The sequence below is a fragment of the Pseudomonas sp. DF5 genome, from assembly GCF_058148225.1.
Map to the genome: position 1 here is coordinate 117,390 of NZ_JBYVYM010000007.1, position 21,551 is coordinate 138,940.

The 21,551-nt window shown below is 59.1% G+C and carries 23 protein-coding genes; 14 read left to right on the forward strand and 9 right to left on the reverse strand.

Annotated features, from left to right (window positions below; translation table 11 throughout):
• The first annotated feature begins 45 nt into the window (after positions 1-45).
• On the forward strand, positions 46-1,857 hold the full coding sequence (locus tag AC30D7_RS08890) for an ABC transporter ATP-binding protein (protein WP_019581993.1): 1,812 nt from the start codon (positions 46-48) through the stop codon (positions 1,855-1,857).
• A gap of 21 nt (positions 1,858-1,878) precedes the next feature.
• Here AC30D7_RS08890 and AC30D7_RS08895 read toward each other — a convergent pair whose 3' ends face one another.
• On the reverse strand, positions 1,879-3,096 hold the full coding sequence (locus AC30D7_RS08895) for a YbfB/YjiJ family MFS transporter (protein ID WP_490133774.1): 1,218 nt from the start codon (positions 3,094-3,096) through the stop codon (positions 1,879-1,881).
• A 114-nt stretch (positions 3,097-3,210) separates the two neighbouring features.
• Here AC30D7_RS08895 and AC30D7_RS08900 point away from each other — a divergent pair, with 114 nt between their 5' ends.
• A complete protein-coding gene (locus AC30D7_RS08900) occupies positions 3,211-4,086 on the forward strand; it encodes a LysR family transcriptional regulator (RefSeq protein ID WP_490133775.1) in 876 nt (291 codons plus the stop codon).
• 30 nt (positions 4,087-4,116) lie between these two features.
• On the opposite strand, the gene AC30D7_RS08905 is transcribed toward AC30D7_RS08900, so the two are convergent.
• On the reverse strand, positions 4,117-4,632 hold the full coding sequence (locus AC30D7_RS08905) for a methylated-DNA--[protein]-cysteine S-methyltransferase (RefSeq protein ID WP_490133776.1): 516 nt from the start codon (positions 4,630-4,632) through the stop codon (positions 4,117-4,119).
• A 152-nt stretch (positions 4,633-4,784) separates the two neighbouring features.
• On the opposite strand from AC30D7_RS08905, the gene ggt reads away from it, so the two are divergent.
• Together ggt and AC30D7_RS08915 are read left to right on the forward strand one after the other, a co-directional pair.
• Positions 4,785-6,512, forward strand: coding sequence for a gamma-glutamyltransferase (ggt, locus tag AC30D7_RS08910; protein ID WP_490133777.1), 1,728 nt, complete (start codon positions 4,785-4,787; stop codon positions 6,510-6,512).
• 150 nt (positions 6,513-6,662) lie between these two features.
• Positions 6,663-7,196: a cysteine hydrolase family protein gene (locus AC30D7_RS08915; protein WP_490133778.1), complete on the forward strand. Its 534-nt coding sequence runs from the start codon at positions 6,663-6,665 to the stop codon at positions 7,194-7,196.
• A 77-nt stretch (positions 7,197-7,273) separates the two neighbouring features.
• On the opposite strand, the gene AC30D7_RS08920 is transcribed toward AC30D7_RS08915, so the two are convergent.
• The gene (locus AC30D7_RS08920; protein WP_490133779.1) at positions 7,274-7,564 is read right to left on the reverse strand and encodes a DUF3630 family protein; all 291 of its coding nucleotides are present in this window, start codon (positions 7,562-7,564) and stop codon (positions 7,274-7,276) included.
• Positions 7,565-7,694: 130 nt separating this feature from the next.
• Here AC30D7_RS08920 and AC30D7_RS08925 point away from each other — a divergent pair, with 130 nt between their 5' ends.
• The 4 genes from AC30D7_RS08925 (at position 7,695) to AC30D7_RS08940 (ending at position 11,645) form a co-directional block, all read left to right on the forward strand.
• The gene (locus tag AC30D7_RS08925) at positions 7,695-8,726 is read left to right on the forward strand and encodes a lysozyme inhibitor LprI family protein (RefSeq protein WP_490133849.1); all 1,032 of its coding nucleotides are present in this window, start codon (positions 7,695-7,697) and stop codon (positions 8,724-8,726) included.
• 207 nt (positions 8,727-8,933) lie between these two features.
• The gene (locus tag AC30D7_RS08930) at positions 8,934-10,346 is read left to right on the forward strand and encodes a purine-cytosine permease family protein (RefSeq protein ID WP_490133780.1); all 1,413 of its coding nucleotides are present in this window, start codon (positions 8,934-8,936) and stop codon (positions 10,344-10,346) included.
• 168 nt (positions 10,347-10,514) lie between these two features.
• Positions 10,515-11,168 carry a peroxiredoxin gene (locus AC30D7_RS08935; protein ID WP_018928249.1) on the forward strand — a complete coding sequence of 218 codons (654 nt, stop codon included), beginning with the start codon at positions 10,515-10,517 and terminating at the stop codon, positions 11,166-11,168.
• 24 nt (positions 11,169-11,192) lie between these two features.
• Complete coding sequence (locus AC30D7_RS08940; protein WP_018928248.1) at positions 11,193-11,645, forward strand: GNAT family N-acetyltransferase; 453 nt, start codon at positions 11,193-11,195, stop codon at positions 11,643-11,645.
• A 101-nt stretch (positions 11,646-11,746) separates the two neighbouring features.
• Here AC30D7_RS08940 and AC30D7_RS08945 read toward each other — a convergent pair whose 3' ends face one another.
• Positions 11,747-12,607: a CAP domain-containing protein gene (locus tag AC30D7_RS08945; RefSeq protein ID WP_018928247.1), complete on the reverse strand. Its 861-nt coding sequence runs from the start codon at positions 12,605-12,607 to the stop codon at positions 11,747-11,749.
• A gap of 248 nt (positions 12,608-12,855) precedes the next feature.
• Here AC30D7_RS08945 and AC30D7_RS08950 point away from each other — a divergent pair, with 248 nt between their 5' ends.
• The 3 genes from AC30D7_RS08950 to AC30D7_RS08960 all read left to right on the forward strand — a co-directional run bounded on the left by AC30D7_RS08950 (position 12,856) and on the right by AC30D7_RS08960 (position 15,132).
• On the forward strand, positions 12,856-13,668 hold the full coding sequence (locus tag AC30D7_RS08950; RefSeq protein WP_490133781.1) for an AraC family transcriptional regulator: 813 nt from the start codon (positions 12,856-12,858) through the stop codon (positions 13,666-13,668).
• 96 nt (positions 13,669-13,764) lie between these two features.
• Positions 13,765-14,139 (forward strand): cupin domain-containing protein, encoded by a 375-nt coding sequence (locus AC30D7_RS08955; RefSeq protein WP_490133782.1) that lies wholly within the window; start codon positions 13,765-13,767, stop codon positions 14,137-14,139.
• A gap of 171 nt (positions 14,140-14,310) precedes the next feature.
• Positions 14,311-15,132 carry a MinD/ParA family ATP-binding protein gene (locus AC30D7_RS08960; protein ID WP_490133783.1) on the forward strand — a complete coding sequence of 274 codons (822 nt, stop codon included), beginning with the start codon at positions 14,311-14,313 and terminating at the stop codon, positions 15,130-15,132.
• A gap of 48 nt (positions 15,133-15,180) precedes the next feature.
• On the opposite strand, the gene AC30D7_RS08965 is transcribed toward AC30D7_RS08960, so the two are convergent.
• The 3 genes from AC30D7_RS08965 to AC30D7_RS08975 form a co-directional block, all read right to left on the reverse strand.
• Positions 15,181-15,666, reverse strand: coding sequence for an adenosine-specific kinase (locus tag AC30D7_RS08965; RefSeq protein ID WP_490133784.1), 486 nt, complete (start codon positions 15,664-15,666; stop codon positions 15,181-15,183).
• 48 nt (positions 15,667-15,714) lie between these two features.
• Positions 15,715-16,218 (reverse strand): SLATT domain-containing protein, encoded by a 504-nt coding sequence (locus AC30D7_RS08970; protein ID WP_490133785.1) that lies wholly within the window; start codon positions 16,216-16,218, stop codon positions 15,715-15,717.
• A gap of 97 nt (positions 16,219-16,315) precedes the next feature.
• Positions 16,316-16,879, reverse strand: a complete 564-nt coding sequence (locus tag AC30D7_RS08975) for a histidine phosphatase family protein (protein ID WP_490133786.1) — start codon at positions 16,877-16,879, stop codon at positions 16,316-16,318.
• A gap of 169 nt (positions 16,880-17,048) precedes the next feature.
• Between AC30D7_RS08975 and AC30D7_RS08980 the strand changes: the two genes are divergently transcribed.
• Complete coding sequence (locus AC30D7_RS08980) at positions 17,049-17,450, forward strand: DUF1801 domain-containing protein (protein WP_019582010.1); 402 nt, start codon at positions 17,049-17,051, stop codon at positions 17,448-17,450.
• A 6-nt stretch (positions 17,451-17,456) separates the two neighbouring features.
• Here AC30D7_RS08980 and AC30D7_RS08985 read toward each other — a convergent pair whose 3' ends face one another.
• Positions 17,457-18,380, reverse strand: coding sequence for a LysR family transcriptional regulator (locus AC30D7_RS08985; RefSeq protein WP_019582011.1), 924 nt, complete (start codon positions 18,378-18,380; stop codon positions 17,457-17,459).
• A gap of 137 nt (positions 18,381-18,517) precedes the next feature.
• Between AC30D7_RS08985 and AC30D7_RS08990 the strand changes: the two genes are divergently transcribed.
• Complete coding sequence (locus AC30D7_RS08990; protein ID WP_007935426.1) at positions 18,518-19,573, forward strand: tartrate dehydrogenase; 1,056 nt, start codon at positions 18,518-18,520, stop codon at positions 19,571-19,573.
• Between the two features lie 107 nt (positions 19,574-19,680).
• On the forward strand, positions 19,681-21,012 hold the full coding sequence (locus AC30D7_RS08995; RefSeq protein ID WP_490133787.1) for a dicarboxylate/amino acid:cation symporter: 1,332 nt from the start codon (positions 19,681-19,683) through the stop codon (positions 21,010-21,012).
• Here AC30D7_RS08995 and AC30D7_RS09000 read toward each other — a convergent pair.
• The gene (locus AC30D7_RS09000) at positions 20,966-21,547 is read right to left on the reverse strand and encodes a thioesterase family protein (RefSeq protein ID WP_490133850.1); all 582 of its coding nucleotides are present in this window, start codon (positions 21,545-21,547) and stop codon (positions 20,966-20,968) included. The two genes, AC30D7_RS08995 and AC30D7_RS09000, sit on opposite strands and share 47 nt — an antisense overlap.
• Between the last annotated feature and the right edge of the window lie 4 nt (positions 21,548-21,551).

The following is a 21,551-nucleotide window of genomic DNA, read 5'->3' on the forward strand; positions in this document are numbered from 1 at the left end:
TGACCTGCCGCGCCCCTCTACATCCGCCACCGAGCCCATTGCCCTATGCCTGTCCTTACCCGTTTCGCCTCTTTGCTCGACCAAGCGAGGCGTGCCTTGCTGCTGGTCTGGGGAACATCACGCGGGCTGTTCCTGGGGTTGGTGCTGGCGACACTGATTGCCGGGGTGCTGCCCGCATTGGCGGCCTGGTTGGGGCAGCGGATTGTCGACGCGGTCGTTACCGCCATGCAGTTGCACGCGCAACAGGGCAGCGCGCCGTTGTGGCCGGTCGTGCGCTATGTGCTGTTTGAAGCGGGCGTGCTTGCGTTGCTGTCCGGGACGCAGCGCGCGTTGTCGGTGCAGCAGTCGTTGTTGCGGGTGCAGTTGGGGCAGAAGGTTAACACGATGATTCTGGAGAAGGCCCAGACGTTATCGTTGGTGCAATTCGAGAATTCCGAGTTCTACGACAAGCTGGTTCGGGTTCGGCGCGAAGCATCGACCCGGCCGTTGGCGCTGGTGATGAAGTCGCTGGGGCTGATCCAGAACCTCATCGTGTTGATCAGCTTCGGTGTGTTGCTGGTGCATTTTTCGCCTTGGGCGCTGGTGCTGCTGGTGGTCGGGGCGTTGCCGGTGTTCTTTGCCGAAGCGCACTTTTCCGGAGATGCCTTTCGGTTGTTCACGCGCCGGGCACCGGAGAGTCGGCAGCAGAACTACATCGAGACACTGCTCTCCCATGAGGGCTACATCAAAGAGGTGAAACTGTTCGGCTTCGCGCCGCTGTTGTTGCAGCGTTATCGGGATACGTTTGCTCGTCTCTACGCCGAAGACCGGCGCCTGACATTGCGTCGCGATGGCTGGGGATTTGTACTGGGGCTGCTGGGCACCGCGGCGTTTTATCTGGCCTATGCGTGGGTCGTGGTCGATACCGTTCACGGCAGCATCAGCCTCGGGCAAATGACCATGTACCTGGTGCTGTTCAAGCAGGGGCAGACGGCGGTGAGCAGCAGCTTGAGCGCGATCAGCGGTCTCTATGAAGATGGCCTTTACCTGTCGAGCCTCTATGAGTATTTGGCTGAGCCGGTGGTGGCCGATGCCGGAAGCCTTACCGTGGGTGCGGTGCCTGGCGATGGGTTGCGTTTCGAGAGTGTCGGTTTCCGTTATCCGGGGGCGAGCCGCGCTGCTTTGCAGGGCATCGATCTGCACCTGTTGCCCGGACACAGTGTTGCGCTGGTGGGGGAAAACGGCTCGGGCAAAACCACGCTGATCAAGTTGCTGACGCGGCTGTATCGCCCTGATCAGGGCCGCATTCTGTTGGATGGCAGTGATTTGCAGGCCTGGGAAGAAGAGGCGCTGAGACGGCGCATCGGCGTGATCTTCCAGGACTACATTCGCTACCAGTTCTCCGTCGGCGAGAACATTGGTGTCGGCGATACCCTGGCGTTCAACGATGAAACCCGTTGGCAGCAAGCGGCCGCCGAGGGTATGGCTGCGCCCTTCATCGAGCGTCTGGATCGTGGTTATGCCACGCAGTTGGGGCGATGGTTTGCCGGTGGGCAAGAGCTGTCCGGTGGGCAATGGCAAAAGATTGCCTTGTCTCGCGCTTACATGCGCCGCGACGCCGATATCCTGATTCTGGATGAACCGACCTCAGCCCTGGACCCGGCGGCGGAGGCTGCGGTGTTCGAGCATTTCAGCCAACACACTGAAGGGCGCATGACGTTGCTGATATCTCACCGCTTCTCCAGCGTACGCAATGCCGACCACATCATCGTGCTGGACCAGGGGGCGATCCTTGAGCGGGGTGATCACGACAGCCTGGTCGCGGCGGGTGGGCGTTATGCGCAGTTGTTCAACGTGCAGGCGCGTGGTTATCGATAGCCGCAAACTTGTGTTGCGCGATCATGAACAACTCATCGGCATCATCCGGTCCCTTAGCTTCAACAAGCGCAAGGCCTGTTCCAGCAAGAGCGCGACGACGATGGCCCCGGCCGCGATGACGAACAGTAACCCGTGATGACCGCCGCTGACGTTGAACAGCGCCGAGTAGGCAAAACCGGCAATGGCCTGAAAGGTTGCGAATGAAACCGTGGCGCGGCTCCAGGCCACTTGCTGTTGATGGTGTTGCGGTACCAGCTCATGCACCCGGGCCAGCGCCAGCGGCACGATGCCCGGCGGGAAGGAACCGAGGATGACTGCCAGCAGGGCCAGGGCGGTGAACGAACTCGATATAGCCAGCAGGCCGACGGCAATCGCCTGCACCACCAGCACCAGGCGGATGCTCAGCTTCGCCCCCAATTGATCGGCCAGAAAGCCATAACTCACCGGACCGACAATCGCGCCGAGGCCGTACATCACCCAGATCAGTGCACCGACATGGGGCCCGGCACCGAGACCGCGGGCCACGTAATCCACCAGAAACACCATGGCTGGCACCAGCCCGGCAGCCATGAACGCGTACTGTGCAAACAGTAGATAAAGGTTGGGATCAATCGGCGATTTGGTGTGCTGAGCGTGCGGTGCAGCTGTTTCATTGGCAACGGATGACGGCCAGCCAAACCAGCTGGCGGCGGTCAGAATCAAGGCCAAGGCGCCGAGCCCAAGCCAAGTGTTCTGTAAGCCAAGGCTCAGCAGTGGCGGAACGAGGGTGCCTGAGCCGGCGATGCCCAAGCCGATGCCCAGGAAAATCGCACCGCTGGCCAGGCCTCGGCGCGAGGCGGGCACATGGGGCAACACGGTCGCCGCCACCAGCACCATGATCGCGCCACCGGCAATCCCCGATAGCAATCGCCAACCGAAGAACCAGCTCACCGATAACGGAAAGGCACAGGCAAAAAATGCCAGTGTCACCGCCAGCATCATCAGCCGCAAAGCGGCTTTGTTGGACGTGCGACGGGCCAGCGGATGGCCGATCAGTGCGCCGATCAGGTAACCCACCAGGTTGGCGGCGCCGAGGTACACCACGTCGCTGGCGGAAAACCACTGGGCCTGAATCAATGACGGAATCAACGGCGTGTAGGCAAAACGCGCCAGGCCAATGCTGACCAGGCTGGCGCAAAGGCCCGCGAAGATCGGCAGCCAGATCGCGCTGCGCCCAGTGTCGAGGGAGGTGCTGTGCATGGGAGCGGTCCTGTGAATTTGTGCTTGGCCTCAAGCATATCGAGGAACGCCGGTGCAATATTGCAGCGATTTCGCGCTACGATGATGCGTATATGCATCACTACAGGAAACACTATGAATTGGGATGATGCGCGAGTGTTTTTGGCGGTATGTCGAGAATCGACCTTACGCGGCGCAGCGCGGGTGCTGAAGGTCGATCAGGCAACCGTCGGCCGGCGTATCGCCGCGCTGGAAAAATCGTTGAATGCGACTTTGTTTCTGCGCACCTCCGAGGGCTATGCGCTCACTGCGGTCGGTGAAGCGGCGTTGCAATCGGTGGAAAAGATGGAGCATTCGGCATTTGAGCTGGAGCGGCAGATTCAGGGCCTCGACGAGCGACTGATCGGCAATGTGCGCGTCAGCACCACCGATTCTCTGGCCATCGATTTTCTGATCCCGGCCATCGCTCGTTTGCATGCAGTGCACCCCGACGTGCGAGTGCAGTTGGACGCCTCCACGCAAATCCTCAGCCTGGCCAAGCGTGAAGCCGACATCGCCGTGCGCAACACCCGGCCGGACAATCCCGACCTGATCGCCCGGCGCATCGCACGCTGGCCGGTGGGGCTGTTCGCCTCGCGAAGTTATGTCGAGGCCAACGGCATGCCGCAACCGGGCTCGGCCTTCGAGGGGCATGATCTGGTGGTGTATCAGCCGTACTTGCAGGGCAACAAGAACATGACCCTGGTCTCGGAACCCCTGAGCCGCGGGCGGATTGTCGCCAGCCTGAGTTCCAGCCTGCTGGTGCGTCGTTCGATTGCCGCAGGTCTCGGGGTGGGGGAGGTTCCGGTGTACATGGGCGAGCGCGATGGGCTGGTCAGGCTCTGGCCGGAACGCACGCGCCCGCTGCCGTATGAAGTGTGGCTGGTGACCCATGCGGACCTGCGTCACACCGCACGGGTGCGAGCGGTGATCGAGCAGATTGTCGAGGCGTTTGCGCTGGAGAATGAATAAATCGGGCTGTTTGTATCGGTGCCCATTCAGTCAAAACAAATCACCCATCCTGCCGGCCCCCGACCATTCGCAGCCCTCCAGCGTCAGCAACCGCTCTTTGGCCTCAAGCCCCCCGGCAAACCCCGTCAATTTCCCCGACGCCCCGATCACCCGATGACACGGCGCGACAATCGATATCGGATTTTTGCCGTTGGCCGCGCCCACCGCCCGAACCGCGCTGGGATTGCCGATCTGCCGGGCGATATCGCTGTAGCTGCGCGTCTCGCCAAACGGAATCGTCAGCAATGCCTGCCACACCTGTTTCTGAAAGTCCGTCCCGGCAAAGTCCAGCTCCAGTTCGAAGTGATTGCGCGTGCCGGCAAAGTATTCCTGCAACTGCTGCGTGGCGCGTATCAGGATCGGGTTGTCCAGCGCTTCACTCATCGGCCCCAGTCTTACCCGGCCGGGTTTGTCGTTTTCCCAGAGGATGGCTACCAGCCGCGAGCCTTTCGCGACCAGTTTCAACTCGCCGACCGGCGACGCCAGGGTGGTGAAGGTGTAGGTCATGCCGGCGGACTCCGCACACGTGCTGAACAGGCGCCCAGCATACTGCCTCGTCGGGGAGGCGCAATACGTAATAGCAGCCATACTTGCCAACTGCTTTTGAACCGTTCCCTCTGTTTTTCCACAGAGCCTAAAAACAAAAAAGAGACCGACCCATGAAGTTTGAACCTTTTGCCAAATCGCTCATGGCGACCTCATTGGCGCTGAGCTGTCTGATGGCTCATGCGGCTTCCGTTGCACCGGTCGCGGCCGAAAATGGCATGGTCGTCACCGCCCAGCATCTGGCCAGTCACGTCGGCGTCGATGTCCTCAAGAATGGCGGCAACGCCGTCGATGCAGCCGTTGCTGTGGGGTATGCGTTGGCGGTGGTGTACCCCGCGGCAGGTAACCTGGGCGGCGGCGGTTTCATGACGATTCAATTGGCGGACGGGCGCAAGACCTTCCTCGACTTCCGTGAAAAAGCACCGCTGGCCGCCACGGCCGACATGTACCTCGACAAGCAGGGCAACGTCATCCCTGATCTCAGTACCCGTGGCCACTTGGCCGTTGGCGTGCCGGGCACTGTGTCTGGCATGGAGTTGGCGCTGAAGAAATACGGCACCAAGCCCCGCAAGGAGGTGATCGCCCCGGCGATCAAGCTTGCCGAAGACGGGTTTGTGCTGGAGCAGGGTGATGTCGATTTGCTGGAGTACGCCACAGACGTCTTCAAGAAAGACATGCGCGACTCGGGTTCGATCTTCCTGAGCAATGGCGAGCCGATGCAGGTCGGCCAGAAACTCGTACAAAAAGACTTGAGCAAAACCCTGCGGGAAATTTCCGAGAAGGGCGCCGACGGTTTCTATAAAGGTTGGGTGGCCGACGCCATTGTCACCTCCAGCCAGGCCAACAAGGGCATCATCACCCAGGCTGACCTCGATAAATACCAGACCCGCGAACTGGCACCCATCGAGTGCGACTACCGCGGTTATCACGTGGTCTCGGCACCGCCGCCAAGCTCCGGCGGGGTGGTGATCTGCGAGATCATGAACATCCTCGACGGCTACCCGATGAAAGACCTCGGCTACCGCTCGGCTCAGGCCATGCACTACCAGATCGAAGCGATGCGCCACGCGTATGTAGACCGCAACAGCTACCTCGGCGACCCGGACTTCGTGAAAAATCCGATCGCCCATTTGCTGGATAAAAACTACGCGACCAAAATCCGCGCCGCCATCGATCCGCAAAAGGCCGGCGTGTCCCGCGAGCTCAAACCCGGCGTGGCACCCCACGAAGGCAGCAACACCACCCATTACTCGATCGTCGACAAGTGGGGCAACGCGGTGTCGGTGACCTACACCCTCAATGACTGGTTCGGCGCCGGCGTGATGGCGAGCAAAACCGGGGTCATCCTCAACGATGAAATGGACGACTTCACCTCGAAAATCGGCGTGCCGAACATGTACGGCCTGGTGCAGGGCGAAGCCAATGCAATTGCCCCTGGCAAGGCACCGCTGTCGTCCATGAGCCCGACCATTGTCACCAAGGATGGCAAAGTCGTCATGGTCGTCGGCACGCCCGGTGGCAGTCGCATCATCACCGCAACCCTGCTGACCATCCTCAATGTGATCGACTACGGCATGAACATCCAGGAAGCGGTGGATGCGCCGCGTTTCCATCAGCAATGGCTGCCGGAAGCAACCAACCTGGAAAACTTTGCCACCAGCCCGGACACCAAGAAGATGCTCGAAAGTTGGGGCCACAAGTTTGCCGGGCCACAGGACCCCAACCATATTGCAGCTATTCTGGTAGGTGCGCCTTCGCTGGAAGGCAAGCCCGTGGGCAAGAACCGCTTCTATGGGGCGAATGACCCTCGGCGTAATACCGGGTTGTCACTCGGTTACTGATACAGGCGATCATCGGCCACCCCGACTCCCTGGGTGGCCTCGATCCCCGACCCTTGAACGTATCCTCGCAAAACGTAGCCTCGCAAGTGGCTACAGGCTAGAAGGGAGTTGAAATCCATCGTTCCAGCGACCTGTCTAAGGAAGGAAGCCATGAGCACCGCACTCCTGATCATCGATGTCCAACGCGCGCTGTGCGCCGGCGAGTATGAATGCTTCAACATCCAGCGCGTCGTCGACACCATCAACGGCCTCAGCAGCAAAGCCCGAACCGCCAATATTCCGGTCATCCTGATCCAGCACGAAGAAGAGGGCAATCTGCTGCAATACGGCGCCGAAGGCTGGCAACTGGCCGAAGGCCTGAAGACGTCACCCCAAGACCTGCGCGTGCGCAAAACCACCCCGGATTCGTTCTACCAGACCCACCTGCATGAATATCTGCAAGAGCTGGACGTCGACCGCCTGATCATCTGCGGCCTGCAAACCGACTGCTGCGTCAACGCCACCGTCCGCGAGGCATTATCGCGAGGCTACGACGTGGTGCTGGCCGCCGACGGCCATTCCACGATCGACAATGGCACGATGAGCGCCGATGACATCATCGCCGAACACAACAAGGATCTGGCGCATCTGACCGGTTCCGTGGCGCGGATCGATGTGGTGCCGGCCAGTGAAATCAAAATCTGAAAACACCCGTGATTCCCGGATGAGATGTCCCCCTCGCTTCAAATAAAACGGGCGCCGATCATGGCGCCCGTTATCGTTCAATCCGTCTGCAACCGCCGCACCACCGCCTGAAAACGCTCCGACGCAATCCAGTCCGGATCCGCGTCCTCCACCAGCAGCATGATCCCCAGGTAGTGTTCCAGATGCAGCGTAATCGTCTGCCCCTCGACGGCCAGGTCCCAATAACGCTGGTCCAGCCCATTGATCTGTGCCGTCCAGGTCCCGCCCAGCCCTCGTGCCAATTCACTGGCGATGCGATTGAACAAATCCCGGTCGGATGTCTGCGAGAGATAAATTTCCCGTGGTGGCGGGGGCGACGGATGAGCCATGTTTTGCTCCTTGAGAATGAGCGTGACTTTACGCTGCCTGTGAGATTTGTGGCGAGTGAGCCATACCAAAACAAGCGCCTTTTCACGTTTGTCTCGGCATACTGGCGCGCTCAAAGAATGGAATCTGCCCATGCACCCGACCTTGTTCTGCTCTGACGCTCGCCGCGCTTTACTGCTGGGGGTTCTCGCATTCTCTGCCGCAGCCCATGCCAGTAGCTTCGATTGCACCAGCGCCGCCAGCTCCAGTGAAAAAGCCATTTGCGCCGATGCTTACACGTCGAAGCTGGACCAAAAAATGGGAGCGGTCTGGCGCTCTACGCTGGAAAAAGTCACCGACCCTAAAGCGTTAAAGGCAGACCAACGTCAGTGGTTGAAACAACGTAACCGCTGCGCAGACCAAATCGATTGCCTGCGCCAACAGTACCTGATGCGCATCACTGAACTCGAACGCGCGGCCATTCCGTTTACCTGGGACGCCACTTGGCAACGCATTCCCTGGGGCGTTTCGACGGGAGCTGAGCTGAAGACAAAGCGCCGGGATTCGACTCATCTCGTGTTCGAAGTTTCTGCCGCGAGCGGCGCCAACTCTGGCGACCTGGATGGCGTCGCCAAACTGGATGGCACTCAGGCGCATTACGTCGAAGGTGAATGCGCGTTGACCTTCCAAGCCATCAACGGCGTGCTTGATGTCACCCAGGACGGCGCCGATGCCGATTGTGGTGCGGGCATGGGCGTGTTCTATGCGGGGCGTTATGTCGCATCGGAACAGCCCTTGGCTCTGGAAAACGATCTGCTGAGTCTGGGGTTGGCGCGTACGCAGCAAGAAGACGATGCGTTGCGGCAATTGCTCAAGGACGATTACCAGGCGCTGGTGGACAGCAGCAGTTCCAGGCTGATCGGCGACGAGTCGAACGACCTACCGGGCGCCGAAGTGACTGAAATGTGGGTACGCGGCCTGGGCAATACCAACGCCGCCATCTTCATGCGTACAGCAGACGTCCGATTTTGGCTAGTGCTGCTGGTGTTCGATGAGCAGAACAATTCCCGAGCCCGTTACTACACCAATGTGTCAGGCTGGAAAGGACGCTTACCCGATGTTCTGCAGCGTTGGTATGACGAGCGAACAAAAGGGCAGGTGATGCCGTTGGATCTGATGCCTTAATGCCGTTGCGTTGGCGACCCAGATTAGTACGGTTAAGCGAAATCCCTGCGGGAGCGGCGGTGCGGTGATCCGTCTTGCCCGCGAAGAGGGAGTGTCAGTCGACATCAATGTTGCCGGGTACACCGCCTTCGCGAGCAAGCCCGCTCCCACAGGTTTAACACCGACTCACCGGTATTAGCGTCTACCCCATAAGAAGAGAACAAAAAAATGACCAAGATCAGCGATACCCAGCAGCGAAGTCCCCTGATCGAGACACGTTCGATCGATTACATCCCGGAAACCGAGCGCCATGGCAGCCTCTACAGCCAGTTCACCCTGTGGCTCGGCGCCAATCTGCAGATCACGGCGATTGTGACCGGCGCATTGGCCGTGGTGCTGGGTGGCGATGTGTTCTGGTCACTCATTGGTTTGCTGATCGGCCAGTTGCTCGGCGGCGCGGTGGTGGCGCTGCACGCTGCACAAGGACCCAAGCTCGGGCTGCCGCAGATGATCTCCAGTCGTGTGCAATTCGGGGTCTATGGGGCGGCGATTCCGATTGTGCTGGTGTGCCTGATGTACCTTGGCTTCAGCGCCACCGGCGCGGTACTGTCGGGGCAGGCGATTGCCCAGTTGGTCCATGTCAGCGACAGCGCCGGCATCCTGATTTTCGCCTCCTGCATCGCGTTTCTGACCCTCTTCGGTTATCGGGTCATCCACCTGGTGGGCAGGGTGGCCAGCGTGCTGGGGATCATCGCCTTCGTGTATCTGTTTACCCGGCTGATGACGCTCAATGACATCGGTCTGTTACTGGAAAACCGCCATTTCGGCTGGAGTACTTTCCTGCTGGCGGTGTCTCTTTCCGCATCCTGGCAGATCGCATTCGGCCCTTATGTGGCCGACTACTCACGCTACCTGCCGAGCAAGACCTCGTCCTGGAAGACGTTCACCGCCGTAGGCCTGGGAACGGTGCTGGGTGCCCAGGCTTCCATGGTGCTGGGGGTGTTCGCCGCTGCGTTGGCGGGCGCGAATTTTCGCGGGCATGAAGTCGCCACCATCGTCGGGTTGGGCAGTACCGGGGTGATGGCCTCCCTGCTGTACTTGAGCGTGGTGTTCGGCAAGGTCACGGTGTCGACTCTCAACGCTTATGGCAGCTTCATGTGCGTGGCCACCATCATCAGCGGCTTTCGTCGTGGCTTCGAAATATCCGCCGGCAAACGCATGCTGTTTGTGCTGGCGATTGTCGGCGCGTCCACCACGCTGGCGCTGTTGGGGCAGTACTCGTTCCTGAGTACGTTCAAGTACTTCATCCTCTTTCTGCTGACGTTCTTCACGCCGTGGAGCGCGATCAACCTGGTGGATTATTACTTCATCAACAAGGAACGCTATGACATCCCGGCGTTGTCCGACCCGGCGGGGCGTTATGGCCGCTGGAATGTGTTGGGGATCAGCGTGTATGTGCTCGGGGTGTTGGTCCAACTGCCTTTTGTCGACACTCACTTCTACTCCGGACCAATGGTCGCGCAGCTCGGCGGTGTCGATATTTCCTGGATCGTCGGGCTGGTGGCGCCGGGCATGCTCTATTACTGGCTGGCCAGGACATCAGCGCTTGCGGTGTCGGTCGAGCGCAGTTCAGAGGCGTGAATGCCCGGTCATCAAAGGGGGCAGGGCGGGCGCGCGGCTAACTACCGGGTCCTCAAGCGTCTCCTATACTGATCCGCGTTGACGGTTCAACGCAGACACCGAATGCCGCCGGAACAGCAGCCAGCATTCCGGCGACTTCCCTACGACTCAACAGTAAGGAGAACGAACATGGCAATCCGTATTGGTGACGAAGCACCGGATTTTACCGCTGAAAGCACTGAAGGCCCGTTGCATTTCCATGAGTGGATCGGTGACAAGTGGGCGATTCTGTTCTCGCACCCCAAGGATTTCACCCCGGTGTGCACCACTGAACTTGGCTATATGGCGGGGCTCAAGCCAGAGTTCGATAAGCGCAACACCAAAATCGTCGGGCTCAGTGTCGACCCTGTCAGTAACCATAAGACCTGGGCCAAAGACATCGAAGAGACCCAGGGGCATGCGGTCAACTACCCCATGATCGGCGACGAGAACCTGGTGGTGGCGAAGCTCTACGACATGATTCATCCGAATGCCAGTGGCGGCGCACGGACTGCCGTGGACAATGCCACGGTGCGTTCGGTGTTCATTATCGGCCCGGACAAAAAGGTCAAGGCGATGCTGATCTACCCGATGAGTGCCGGGCGCAACTTCGATGAAGTGCTGCGTCTGCTCGATTCTCTGCAACTGAACGCCAAGCACACCGTTGCCACGCCGGTGAACTGGCGTCCGGGCGAGGACGTCATCATTCCCACTTCGGTCTCCGATGAGGACGCCAGGAAGAAATACCCGGATGGCTTCAAGACGCTGAAACCTTATTTGCGCACCGTGGCGCAACCGAAGTAACTCATCTGTTCGGAGACCACCCACATGGCCGTCCAGGTCCTGCGCGTTGATGCAACCCACATCGATAAAGTCGCCAGCCTCTTCGACGCCTATCGAGGCTTTTACGGCCAGCCCTCGAACCTGATGCAGTCTCGCGCTTTCATCGCAGAGCGCATCGCCAGGGACGAATCGGTGATTTTCTTCGCCGAGGACTCCACGGGCGAAGCGCTCGGCTTTGTCCAGTTGTACCCGACGTTCTCCTCTATCGACGCCCACCGCACCTGGCTGCTCAACGACCTCTTCACCACACCTGCCGCCCGCGGCAGAGGGGTAGGGACGTTGCTGATGAACACCGCCCGAGCCTTTGCGCTGTTGACCGGCGCCAAGGGCATGGTGCTGGAAACGGCCACGGACAATCACCTCGCGCAACGGTTGTATGAGTCATTGGGCTATGTGCGCGATACGGGTTACTACACCTACTGTCTCGATTTGAAGTAGGCGCAAACTTGTGCGAACGAGCCTGTGTGGTGTTCAAGCCCTGACTGACTGACCCCAGTCCCAGCGCCAGCCATTTTCTATGGACGGTTCGAAACCCTCACTCAAGGCGCGCCAAACAGCATCGTCCAATAAACCCCTTTGTTGCTGCGCGAATCGCTGGCATACGCCGCGCCGACCTGGGTAAACATCGGGTTCATCAGGTTGGCGCAATGCCCGGGGCTGGCCAGCCAGCCGGACATCGCCTGGCTGGGCGAGCCTTGCCCGGCGGCGATGTTCTCGCCGATCTGCCGGCCGCGGTAACCGGCGGCTCTGGCGCGATCCGCCGGCATATCGCCGTCGGGGTCCTGGTGGGCGAAGTAGTTGCCGTAGGCCATTGCCTTGCTGTGGCCTTGCGCGGCGGCGCCCAGGGCGGCGTTCCAGGTTAATGGGCGCGCGGCGGCAAAGCGTTGGCGCCCACACATGCGTGGTCTGGCTCGTGCTGCGTTGACCTGCGCCAGCAACGTCTTGCCTGCGGCGCGTGAATCGCCGATACGCCCATCGAGCACCGGTTGTGCCAGTACCACTCGCCATTCGCTGCGGGCACGAGTGACGCCGATGTCGGCGTATTGGGTATCGAGCAGCGCCCCACAGTAATCGCTCTGAAGCATGTCGAACGCCTCATCGGCGTCTTGCGCGCCGACCAGACGGATGGTCCGCACCGTCACCGCCTGATAGCCGTTAGCCTTCAACCCCTCCCGTAAGCCACCGCCATAGCCGATCGGCAAGGACAAGTCCGATTTCAGCGCCAGCGGCCGTAACGGCCTGACCGCACGCCCCGCGCAGCGGTCGGGATCGGCGCGGTAATCGTTGATGACTTCCACCAATTGCCGTTCCCCGCTGGCATGTGCGGGGCTGGCGAACAGCGGAAACAAAGGCATCAGGCACAGCGAAATAAAGCGGCAGCAGCGGACAGTCGGGCGCATGAACAGACAGCTCTGATGAGTTGACGACGATAAGGGTGGGATAAATATGAGCAATAACCGCATGAGCGCTTCTTTGGGCGAGCGTCTTTTACGGCACGGCTATGACTGCGGGTCTCAAAACTGGTTCACGAGGGGAACAGACAAATTTTACGGCTACGCTGAGAGGCCCGATCCAGGTGGGTCACGAGCCTGGGACAGCAGACGCTCGCACTGGTAACGTACTGACATCATTCGAGTGGTACAGGGACATGACTAAGACCAAGGGCAACAAGGATTGGGTCAAGCGCTCGGCGCAGCCGTTGAAGATGGAGCGCATCGAAGCCTTTTTTGGCGGCCATGGCTTTACGCCGCATCGCCACGATACTTACGCCATCGGGCGAACGCTGTCGGGTGTGCAAAGTTTCCAGTACCGCAAATCCCAACGCCACAGCCTGCCCGGTAAAACCATCGTCTTGCACCCGGACGAGGTGCATGACGGTGAGGCCGGTACCGAAGCGGGTTTTCATTACCGGATGATCTACATCGAACCGGCCTTGATTCAGAAGGTACTGGGCGGCAAGCCGTTGCCATTTATCGAGGGCGGCTTATCGAGCGACCCACGGCTGGGTGCCGCAACCCAGGTGCTGCTGCAAAACCTCGACGCTTGCATCGAGCCCCTGGAAGAAGACGATGCTATTTATGATCTCGCGCAGGTGCTGGACACGCTCTCTGGCCAGCGTGGGCGGCGCAAGTCGTTTGATTTTGCAGCGGCCGAGCGCGCGCGTGCGCTGATTCATGACTCGCTGGATCGGGTCATTACCCTGGATGAGTTATCGCAAGCGAGTGGCCGGGATCGCTGGAGCCTGAGCCGCGACTTTCGTGCGCTGTACGGTACGAGCCCCTATCGGTACATGACCCAACGCCGGCTCGACCTGGCAAGAGCATTGATGATTGGGGGCCATTCGATGGCAGAGGCGGCCGTATGGGCAGGTTTTTTCGACCAAAGCCACATGACGCGTCAATTCGTCCAGACCTATGGCGTTTCACCCGGCCGATGGCTGAAGAGGTTGGGCCTTGCTTGAGAATGGCCCCGGTCGACTTGCACAATCGTGCAATACGCAGCGTCAGGTCATCCCTAAAGTCAGGGCTCGATATCTTGTCCAGTGAGGGTGACTTAAATGAATTCCCAGGTCTGTACCGCGATTAACTTTGCCGAAAAATATGCCCTGTTCAGCGAGCAATGGGCGCCCAAGGTGATTGCCGAAATGAACGACTATCAGTTCAAGGTGGTGAAAATCGAAGGCGACTTTGTCTGGCATTCCCATGCCGATACCGATGAAGCCTTCATCGTCCTTGAAGGCGAGCTTCGCATCGATTTTCGAGAGGGGGCGGTCGTGGTCGGGCAGGGAGAAATGTACGTCGTTCCCAAGGGTATCGAACACAAGCCTTACGCTGAACGCGAGGTGAAGTTGTTGCTGATCGAACCGCGTGGTGTGCTGAACACCGGTGATCAGGCCGGGAAAAGAACCGCAATCAATGATGTGTGGATTTAGCCATTTTGGTGGTTTCTGTCGGCATTTTCCTTGAAACGATTCAATGGAGGCTGGCGAAATGCCTCTCGTCGGGAGACAAGGCAGCTATTGCGCGCTTTTCAGCTATTCTTCCGGCATCTGGATGGTAGCCATTACGTAGTGGCACACGATGCGCAGGGAAGGGAAAGACAAATGGATGATGTGCATTGCGTGCAAGTTATCGCTGTGACCGGCGGCAAGGGTGGTGTGGGCAAGACCACGGTGGCGGTTAACCTCTCGTTGGCGTTGGCGAAAATGGGGCGGCGCGTCGTACTGCTGGACGCCGACCTTGGCCTGGCGAATATCGATATTCTGCTGGGGCTGACCCCGCGCTACACACTGGCCGATGTTCTCGAAGGGCGTTGCGAGCTGTCCGAAGCACTGATGCCAGGGCCTGGCGGCATTCGTGTGGCCCCGGCCTCTTCTGGTTTGCAGGCCATGACTCATCTGGAGCCTGCGCAATACCGTGCGCTGATCCAGGCCTTTAGCGATATCGGCGACAAACTGGATGTGCTGATCATCGATACAGCCGCCGGTATCGGTGGCTCAGTGATCAATTTCATCCGCGCGTCTCAGGAAGTGATGGTGGTGGTATGCGATGAACCCACCTCGATCAGCGGCGCCTACGGGCTGATCAAATTGCTCAATCTGAACTACGGTCTGCACCGTTTTCGCGTGCTGGCCAACATGACGGGCAGTCCGGCGGAAGGTCGCAATCTGTTTGCCAAGCTGGAAAAGATTACCGATATGTTCCTCGATGTCTCGCTGCAATACGTCGGCGCGGTGCCGAACGACGACAGTGCGCACAAAGCCGTGCAGAAGGGACGTGCAGTGTTTGAAGCCTTCCCGCGCTCCAGGTGCGCTCAAGCTTTCCAGGCCCTTGCGCACAACGTCGACAGCTGGCCATTGCCAACTCATCCGCGAGGGCATGTGGAATTCTTCATTGAGCAACTTGTGCAGAATTCCGGCAGGTGAGGCTGTCGACGGCGGCAGCCCATCGTTAGCTCAGCAGCGAAACGTGTTTCACAGCTTGTAGCCAATCTGCCGCAACAAATTCTTGCGCCACAGGATGTCTTCGTCGCCTTCAATGCCCTTGGCACAGAAGCCATCCACGACGCCCAGGATCGCGCGTCCCTGTTCCGTCTCGGCAAGAATCACTTCGGTTGGATTGGCTGTTGCACAAAAAATGCGGCACACCTCTGGCACCATTTTGACGGCGTTCAACACGTTCAGCGGATAGAAACCGTCGCCGAGGAAAATGATGAAGCTATGGCCGGCGGCAATGGCTTGCGCGTTTTTCTGCGCAAGCTCGATCATGGCGGTATTGGTGCCAGACCATCGCACCAGGCATTTGCCGGAGGCTTCACAAAAAGCCACGCCAAACTGGATACCTGGTACGGCGTTTATCAACGCTTCGTGGAGGTCTTCAACGGACTTGATGAAGTGCGTCTGACCAAAAATGAAATTCGTCGCTTCCGGTTTGTCGATTTTCAACGTGATGAGTTGCATCTCAAACGCCTCCTGTCACGATGTCGCGGACCGGCATCGGGCCTGTATTCAAGCCGGGACGATCTCCTGCTCCTCTGGCTGCGTCTCCGGGTGGATGCGAACATCCCCCAGTTTCCTTATGGTTGACTTGGGCAGGGTCGGGGCATCCAGCAGAATCGAATCAATGCGCTTGCGGATGTCCAGCACGATTGGCCCCAGGATAGCCTCGTCCTTGCCGCTGGCGATTTCGTCCTGAATCTCGCGAGACATCGCACCGAGCTTCTCGGAGGTGTCTTTGTGCCCGGCAGCCCGGGTATCAAAGTTCAGGAAGGTCTGCACTGAACTCAGCACCAGGGTCAGCAGTGAAAGGATGCCGGCTGCATATTGGAGCCATGCTGGCGATGAGTCACTGATTGAACCAAAGACGCTGGCGCTGACTATCGCCGACAACACCACGCAAGGGATGCCCAGTTTCCAGCTGAACTTCTCGAAATCCCGGGCACTGATTTCGTGCTCGATCTGCAACCGCACGATCATGCGATTCCATTTGGTCAGTAACTCGAGCCGGCTCATGATTGCGGTCCTTTGCAGGGGAATACAGCTGAATATTAGCTTTTATTTGACCACCAGCCAGGGCGCCGGGAATCAGTCTGGGGACTGTCGTCGTGCCTTAACGCGGACTCATTCGATAGGCCGTCGCGCTCCAGTACCGATTACCATTGCTGGTATGGCGAATCCATCCGGTAGCCTCCAGGTGCTTGGCAATCATTCGATTCATTATTCCATGACCGAGCAGTAAAACGGGCCCTTCGTCGGCAAGGGATTGAAGCCGTTGAGCTGCCGTATTGGCGCGCATTCTGGCCTTACTGGCAGACTCGACCTTCCCCGAGAAACCGCACAACCATAAAACACGAAGAATGAATGCCCACGTAAATGGTGAAAGGCGCGGCAGTGTCCATCGTCCATGGGGGAGCTGCGCTTCGCAGAACATATCATCGACAAGGCTGGCTTGAAGGCCTAGCGCTCGAACAGACGTCAGCGCCCGGGGCGCACTGCTCGACACGATCATTCTGGCGGTACGCGCCAGCGCCACACTCGATTGCGGGGCGGGTTGGTCGATGATTTCTGACAGGTCGTATTGCTCGATCCAGCGTTTCATATCGCGCGCTGAAACTTTGTCTTGCACAACCAGATTGGGCTGGCCATGACGCATCAGGATGATTTCCTTTTCCACTGTTGTTACGTCCTTGTTTTGCTATTCCGTGAGTGCACAAGTTGCACCCATCGGAGATTTGAAGGCAAACGACCCGTTGTGGGTCAAACTGCAACGCCTGGGTTGTAGTCCTGTCAGCGATACTCAAGAGGCAGGCGAGCGACAATCATTATGAAGAGGGATAGCCACTATGAGCAAGGAGACGGCTGGATCTAAGGACACTGAGGGGCAGGGCTCTGCCTCTGCGCTGATCGAGGCGAAAATCAAGGCACTGGATGATTGGCGGGGCGAGACGCTCGCTCGGGTTCGAGCGCTCATCAAGCAAGCCGACCCCGAAGTGGTCGAGGAGTTGAAGTGGCGGGGCGTTCCGGTGTGGTCGCACGCCGGCATTATCTGCACCGGCGAGACGTACAAGAATGCCGTGAAGATGACGTTTGCCAAGGGCGCCTCGCTGGAAGACCCTTCAGGACTGTTCAACGCCAGCCTCGATGGCAACACCCGACGTGCCATCGATATTCATGAGGGCGACCGGATTGATGAAACAGCCTTGAAGGCACTGATTCGCGCCGCCGTGGCGCTCAATCTTTCGTAGTGTTGTTCAGTCGAGTACAGATTCCGGTTCATCCAGGTGATCGATGTGCTTGAAACGCTCGACCAGAAAATCGATCAGGCTGCGCACTCGCGCCGACAGGTGTAACTGTTGCGGGTAGATGGCATAGACATCGGCGCGGGTCGGTGTCTGGTCCTCCAGCACCAGGCGCAAGCGGCCACTGCGCACGTAGCGGGCGATGTCCCATTCGGCCCGCAGCAGAATCCCATGACCTTCCAGCGCCCAATTGAGGGCCACTTCACCGTCGTTGCAGCCTAACGCGCCACGCACTTTGACGTTTTGCGTGCGCCCACCGTTGGTAAAGCTCCATACGCCGTAGGGCGTTTCGTTTTGCCGCAGGAAGATGCAGTTGTGTTGCTGTAAATCCGCCAGGCGTTGCGGCACGCCATGCTTTTCCAGGTACAGCGGCGAGGCGCAGAGCAGACGGCGATTGGAGGCAATCTTGCGCGCATGAAAGGCCGCATCCGGCAGCGTGCCAAAACGAATGCCCAGGTCAAACCCGTGAGTCGCCAGATCGAGTGGGTGATCGCTGATTTCCAGCTGTATTTCCACCTCCGGGTATTGCGCGAAGAACGCGCCCAATGCCGGGCCGATGTAGCGACGACCGAAACCCAAAGACGCGTTGACGCGAATCAGGCCTTTCGGCGTTGCACGACTGCTGCTGATGAGCTGCTCGACCTCATCGATCTGCGTCAGGATGCGCGCGGCATGGGAAAAATACAGTTCACCTTCCGAGGTCAGGCTCATGGAGCGCGTGGTGCGGTTGACCAGGCGGATGCCCAGCCGTGCTTCCAGCGCGCTCAAGCGTTTGCTCACCGCCGGCGGGGTCACGCCCAGCTCTCGCGCCGTCGCGGCGAGGCTGCCTTTGTTGGCCAGCAGGTAGAAAAAAGACAAATCCAGGGTCTGGCTCATTGGTAACTCAAATTCATCTATGTAGTGATTTGGAGTAACTCACGCTCATTTGCTCACTACATATACTCCGCTCACACCCTGATTGAACACCCCCGTTCGACAGGCACAACAAGAACGTAACGAGAGTGGAGTTGATGATGAGCGCATACAAAATTGCTGCGGTTCCAGGTGATGGCATCGGCGTGGAAGTGATCGCTGCGGGCGTCGAGGTGCTGCAAGCCTTGTCGAAAAAGTCCGGCTTCGAACTGGCCTTCAAACACTTCGACTGGAACTCGGATAACTACCTGAAAAACGGCTACTACATCCCGGAAGGTGGCCTGGAAGAACTGAAAACGTTCGATGCGATTTTCTTCGGCGCAGTCGGTGCGCTCAATGTGCCGGATCACATTTCCCTGTGGGGCCTGCGCCTGCCGATCTGCCAGGGCTTCGACCAGTACGCCAACGTGCGTCCGGCCCGCGTGCTGCCAGGGGTGAAAAGCCCGCTGCATAACGGTGATCAGATCGACTGGGTGGTGGTGCGTGAAAACTCCGAGGGCGAATACTCCGGCAATGGCGGTCGCGTGCACCGGGGCCTGCCTGAAGAAGTCGCCACCGAAGTGTCGGTGTTCACCCGTGCCGGGGTCGAGCGCATTCACCGTTTTGCTTTCGAACTGGCGCGCAGCCGTCCGCGCAAGCACCTGACCATGGTCACCAAATCCAACGCTCAGCGTCACGGCATGGTGTTGTGGGACGAGATCTTCTACGAAGTCGCCAAGGACTTTCCGGACGTGAAGATCGACAAGGAACTGGTCGACGCCGTAACCACGCGCATGGTGCTCAAACCGTCGACGCTGGACGTGATCGTCGCCACAAATCTGCACGCCGACATCTTGTCCGATCTGGCCGCCGCGTTGTCCGGCAGCCTGGGTATCGCGCCGACTGCCAACCTCAACCCGTCACGCAAATTTCCCTCGATGTTCGAACCGATCCACGGCTCGGCCTTCGACATCACCGGCAAAGGCGTGGCCAACCCGATCGCCACATTCTGGACCGCGGCAATGATGCTCGAGCACCTGGGCGAAGCGGCCGCGGCGAAACAGCTGATGTCGGCCATCGAAGCCGTGACCGAAAGCGGTTTGCATACCCCGGATCTGGGCGGCACGGCCACCACCCGGCAGATCACCGATGCTGTCATTGCGTTGATCAACCGCTGATATTTCCCACCGACTCAAAGTAGTACTGCGGCACAGCGCCAAGGGGCAGATCGCTGAATCCGGTCCCTTGGCATTTCCTGACAACAATAAAAAATCAGGGCCCTGTCATGAAAAGAATATTTGGCAAACTCTACGTACAAGTGCTCATCGCGGTCATCCTCGGTGCCATTGTCGGGGTGTTCATTCCCGAGACTGGAGCCGCGCTCAAACCCTTGGGTGACGCGTTCATCAAACTGATCAAAATGCTGCTTGCCCCGGTGATTTTCCTCACGGTGGTGACGGGCATTGCGCGCATGGAGAACATGAAAGAGTTGGGGCGTGTCGGCTTCCGGGCGCTGCTCTATTTCGAAGTGGTCTCCACACTGGCGCTGGTGGTCGGCCTGGTCGTGGTCGATGTGTTCAAACCCGGCGCGGGCATGAACATCGATGTCGCCTCGCTGGATACGTCCAGCCTCGCGACCTACACCACGGCGGTGAAACATGCGTCGTTCATGGACTTTGTGATGAACATCATCCCCGACACCATCGTGGATGCATTCGCCAAAGGCAACGTCCTGCAAATCTTGCTGTTCTCCATTCTGCTGGGTGTTGCCCTGGCGCATGTCGGGCCGCGCGCAAAAGTGTTCGTCGACACGCTGGATAGCCTGATGCAAGGGATGTTTCGCATCGTCAACATGGTCATGCGTCTGGCCCCCATCGGTGCCTTCGGGGCGATTGCCTTTACCATCGGCAAATACGGCTTCGGTTCGCTGTTCTCCCTCGGCAAATTGATGGCGTGCGTATACCTGACCTGCGCGGTGTTCGTGATTTTCGTGCTCGGGCCGATCTGCCGCTACAGCGGTTTCAGCCTGTGGAAGTTTCTGAAGTTCATCAAGGAAGAACTGTTCACGGTACTGGGCACCAGCTCTTCGGAATCGGTGCTGCCGCAGATGATTTCCAAGATGGAAAAGGCCGGCGTTTCCAAACCCGTCGCCGGGATGATCATTCCCTCGGGCTTGACCTTTAACCCGGACGGCCAGGCGATCTACTACACCATCGCCGCGATCTTCATTGCCCAGGCGACCAACACGCCGCTGACCCTCATGGACCAGTTGATCGTGCTGGCGGTGCTGATGTTCACCTCCAAAGGCTCGGCGGGGGTGACCGGTTCGGGGTTCATCATCCTGGCGGCGACGCTGTCCTCCCTCGGCACCATCCCGGTGGCGGGCATGGTGCTGTTGTTGGGCGTCGATCGGTTCATGTCGGAAGCACGCGCGATCACCAACACCATCGGCAACGGCGTCGGCACCATGGCCATTGCCAAGTGGGTCGGCGCGTTGGACACGGTAAAGATGAACAAGGCGCTGAACGGGGAGGGCGCGGAGGAAAAGCCTGAGATAGCTCAGGCGGACGTTATTGCTGCTCCTTCATCGATGACAGCAGGGCGGTTGAGCAACTAGCTTCTTCCCCTCGCAGCTGACGGCTCATGTCGTCGCAGCTTTGCGACCAGGCCGTCAGCCACATCGACATCTCGGGTGACTGTTCGGCCAACCCCAGCTCGCGGACGAACTCGACCGGTGTAACTGTGCCTTTGGCCGAGCGGAACAGACCCCGCATGATGACGACGCCAATCACCCGTCCTTTGCTCACGAAACGGTGTTCCATAAAGCTCCATTTATCGTCCCAGCCGAGTATGCGGGTATGAATCTCGAACGATTCGAACAGCTTCAGCTCGCGCCGAAACTTGCCCCAGGTATCGCCAACGATCGGCACGGCCTTGTTGCGCAAGGCTACTCGAAAGGCGCCGCTGCGCAGCACGAAATCCATGCGGCCTACGTCGGCCAGGGTGAAATAGCGGCCATTGGTGACGTGGCGGTTGAGGTCGAGGTCGAGCGGCCAGACGCGCAGGCGGATAACGGTGGTGGCCAGGCCGTCGACCGGTTTGCGCCATGGACGACGGAACAGCATGAGGATAAGTCGGAACCAGAGATTCATAAGT

Coding starts and splice junctions, on each gene's coding strand:
- AC30D7_RS08890 (WP_019581993.1), top strand. CDS start 46: ATGCCTGTCCTTACCCGTTTCGCCTCTTTGCTCGACCAAGCGAGGCGT.
- AC30D7_RS08895 (WP_490133774.1), bottom strand. CDS start 3,096: ATGCACAGCACCTCCCTCGACACTGGGCGCAGCGCGATCTGGCTGCCG.
- AC30D7_RS08900 (WP_490133775.1), top strand. CDS start 3,211: ATGAATTGGGATGATGCGCGAGTGTTTTTGGCGGTATGTCGAGAATCG.
- AC30D7_RS08905 (WP_490133776.1), bottom strand. CDS start 4,632: ATGACCTACACCTTCACCACCCTGGCGTCGCCGGTCGGCGAGTTGAAA.
- ggt (WP_490133777.1), top strand. CDS start 4,785: ATGAAGTTTGAACCTTTTGCCAAATCGCTCATGGCGACCTCATTGGCG.
- AC30D7_RS08915 (WP_490133778.1), top strand. CDS start 6,663: ATGAGCACCGCACTCCTGATCATCGATGTCCAACGCGCGCTGTGCGCC.
- AC30D7_RS08920 (WP_490133779.1), bottom strand. CDS start 7,564: ATGGCTCATCCGTCGCCCCCGCCACCACGGGAAATTTATCTCTCGCAG.
- AC30D7_RS08925 (WP_490133849.1), top strand. CDS start 7,695: ATGCACCCGACCTTGTTCTGCTCTGACGCTCGCCGCGCTTTACTGCTG.
- AC30D7_RS08930 (WP_490133780.1), top strand. CDS start 8,934: ATGACCAAGATCAGCGATACCCAGCAGCGAAGTCCCCTGATCGAGACA.
- AC30D7_RS08935 (WP_018928249.1), top strand. CDS start 10,515: ATGGCAATCCGTATTGGTGACGAAGCACCGGATTTTACCGCTGAAAGC.
- AC30D7_RS08940 (WP_018928248.1), top strand. CDS start 11,193: ATGGCCGTCCAGGTCCTGCGCGTTGATGCAACCCACATCGATAAAGTC.
- AC30D7_RS08945 (WP_018928247.1), bottom strand. CDS start 12,607: ATGCGCCCGACTGTCCGCTGCTGCCGCTTTATTTCGCTGTGCCTGATG.
- AC30D7_RS08950 (WP_490133781.1), top strand. CDS start 12,856: ATGACTAAGACCAAGGGCAACAAGGATTGGGTCAAGCGCTCGGCGCAG.
- AC30D7_RS08955 (WP_490133782.1), top strand. CDS start 13,765: ATGAATTCCCAGGTCTGTACCGCGATTAACTTTGCCGAAAAATATGCC.
- AC30D7_RS08960 (WP_490133783.1), top strand. CDS start 14,311: ATGGATGATGTGCATTGCGTGCAAGTTATCGCTGTGACCGGCGGCAAG.
- AC30D7_RS08965 (WP_490133784.1), bottom strand. CDS start 15,666: ATGCAACTCATCACGTTGAAAATCGACAAACCGGAAGCGACGAATTTC.
- AC30D7_RS08970 (WP_490133785.1), bottom strand. CDS start 16,218: ATGAGCCGGCTCGAGTTACTGACCAAATGGAATCGCATGATCGTGCGG.
- AC30D7_RS08980 (WP_019582010.1), top strand. CDS start 17,049: ATGAGCAAGGAGACGGCTGGATCTAAGGACACTGAGGGGCAGGGCTCT.
- AC30D7_RS08985 (WP_019582011.1), bottom strand. CDS start 18,380: ATGAGCCAGACCCTGGATTTGTCTTTTTTCTACCTGCTGGCCAACAAA.
- AC30D7_RS08990 (WP_007935426.1), top strand. CDS start 18,518: ATGAGCGCATACAAAATTGCTGCGGTTCCAGGTGATGGCATCGGCGTG.
- AC30D7_RS08995 (WP_490133787.1), top strand. CDS start 19,681: ATGAAAAGAATATTTGGCAAACTCTACGTACAAGTGCTCATCGCGGTC.
- AC30D7_RS09000 (WP_490133850.1), bottom strand. CDS start 21,547: ATGAATCTCTGGTTCCGACTTATCCTCATGCTGTTCCGTCGTCCATGG.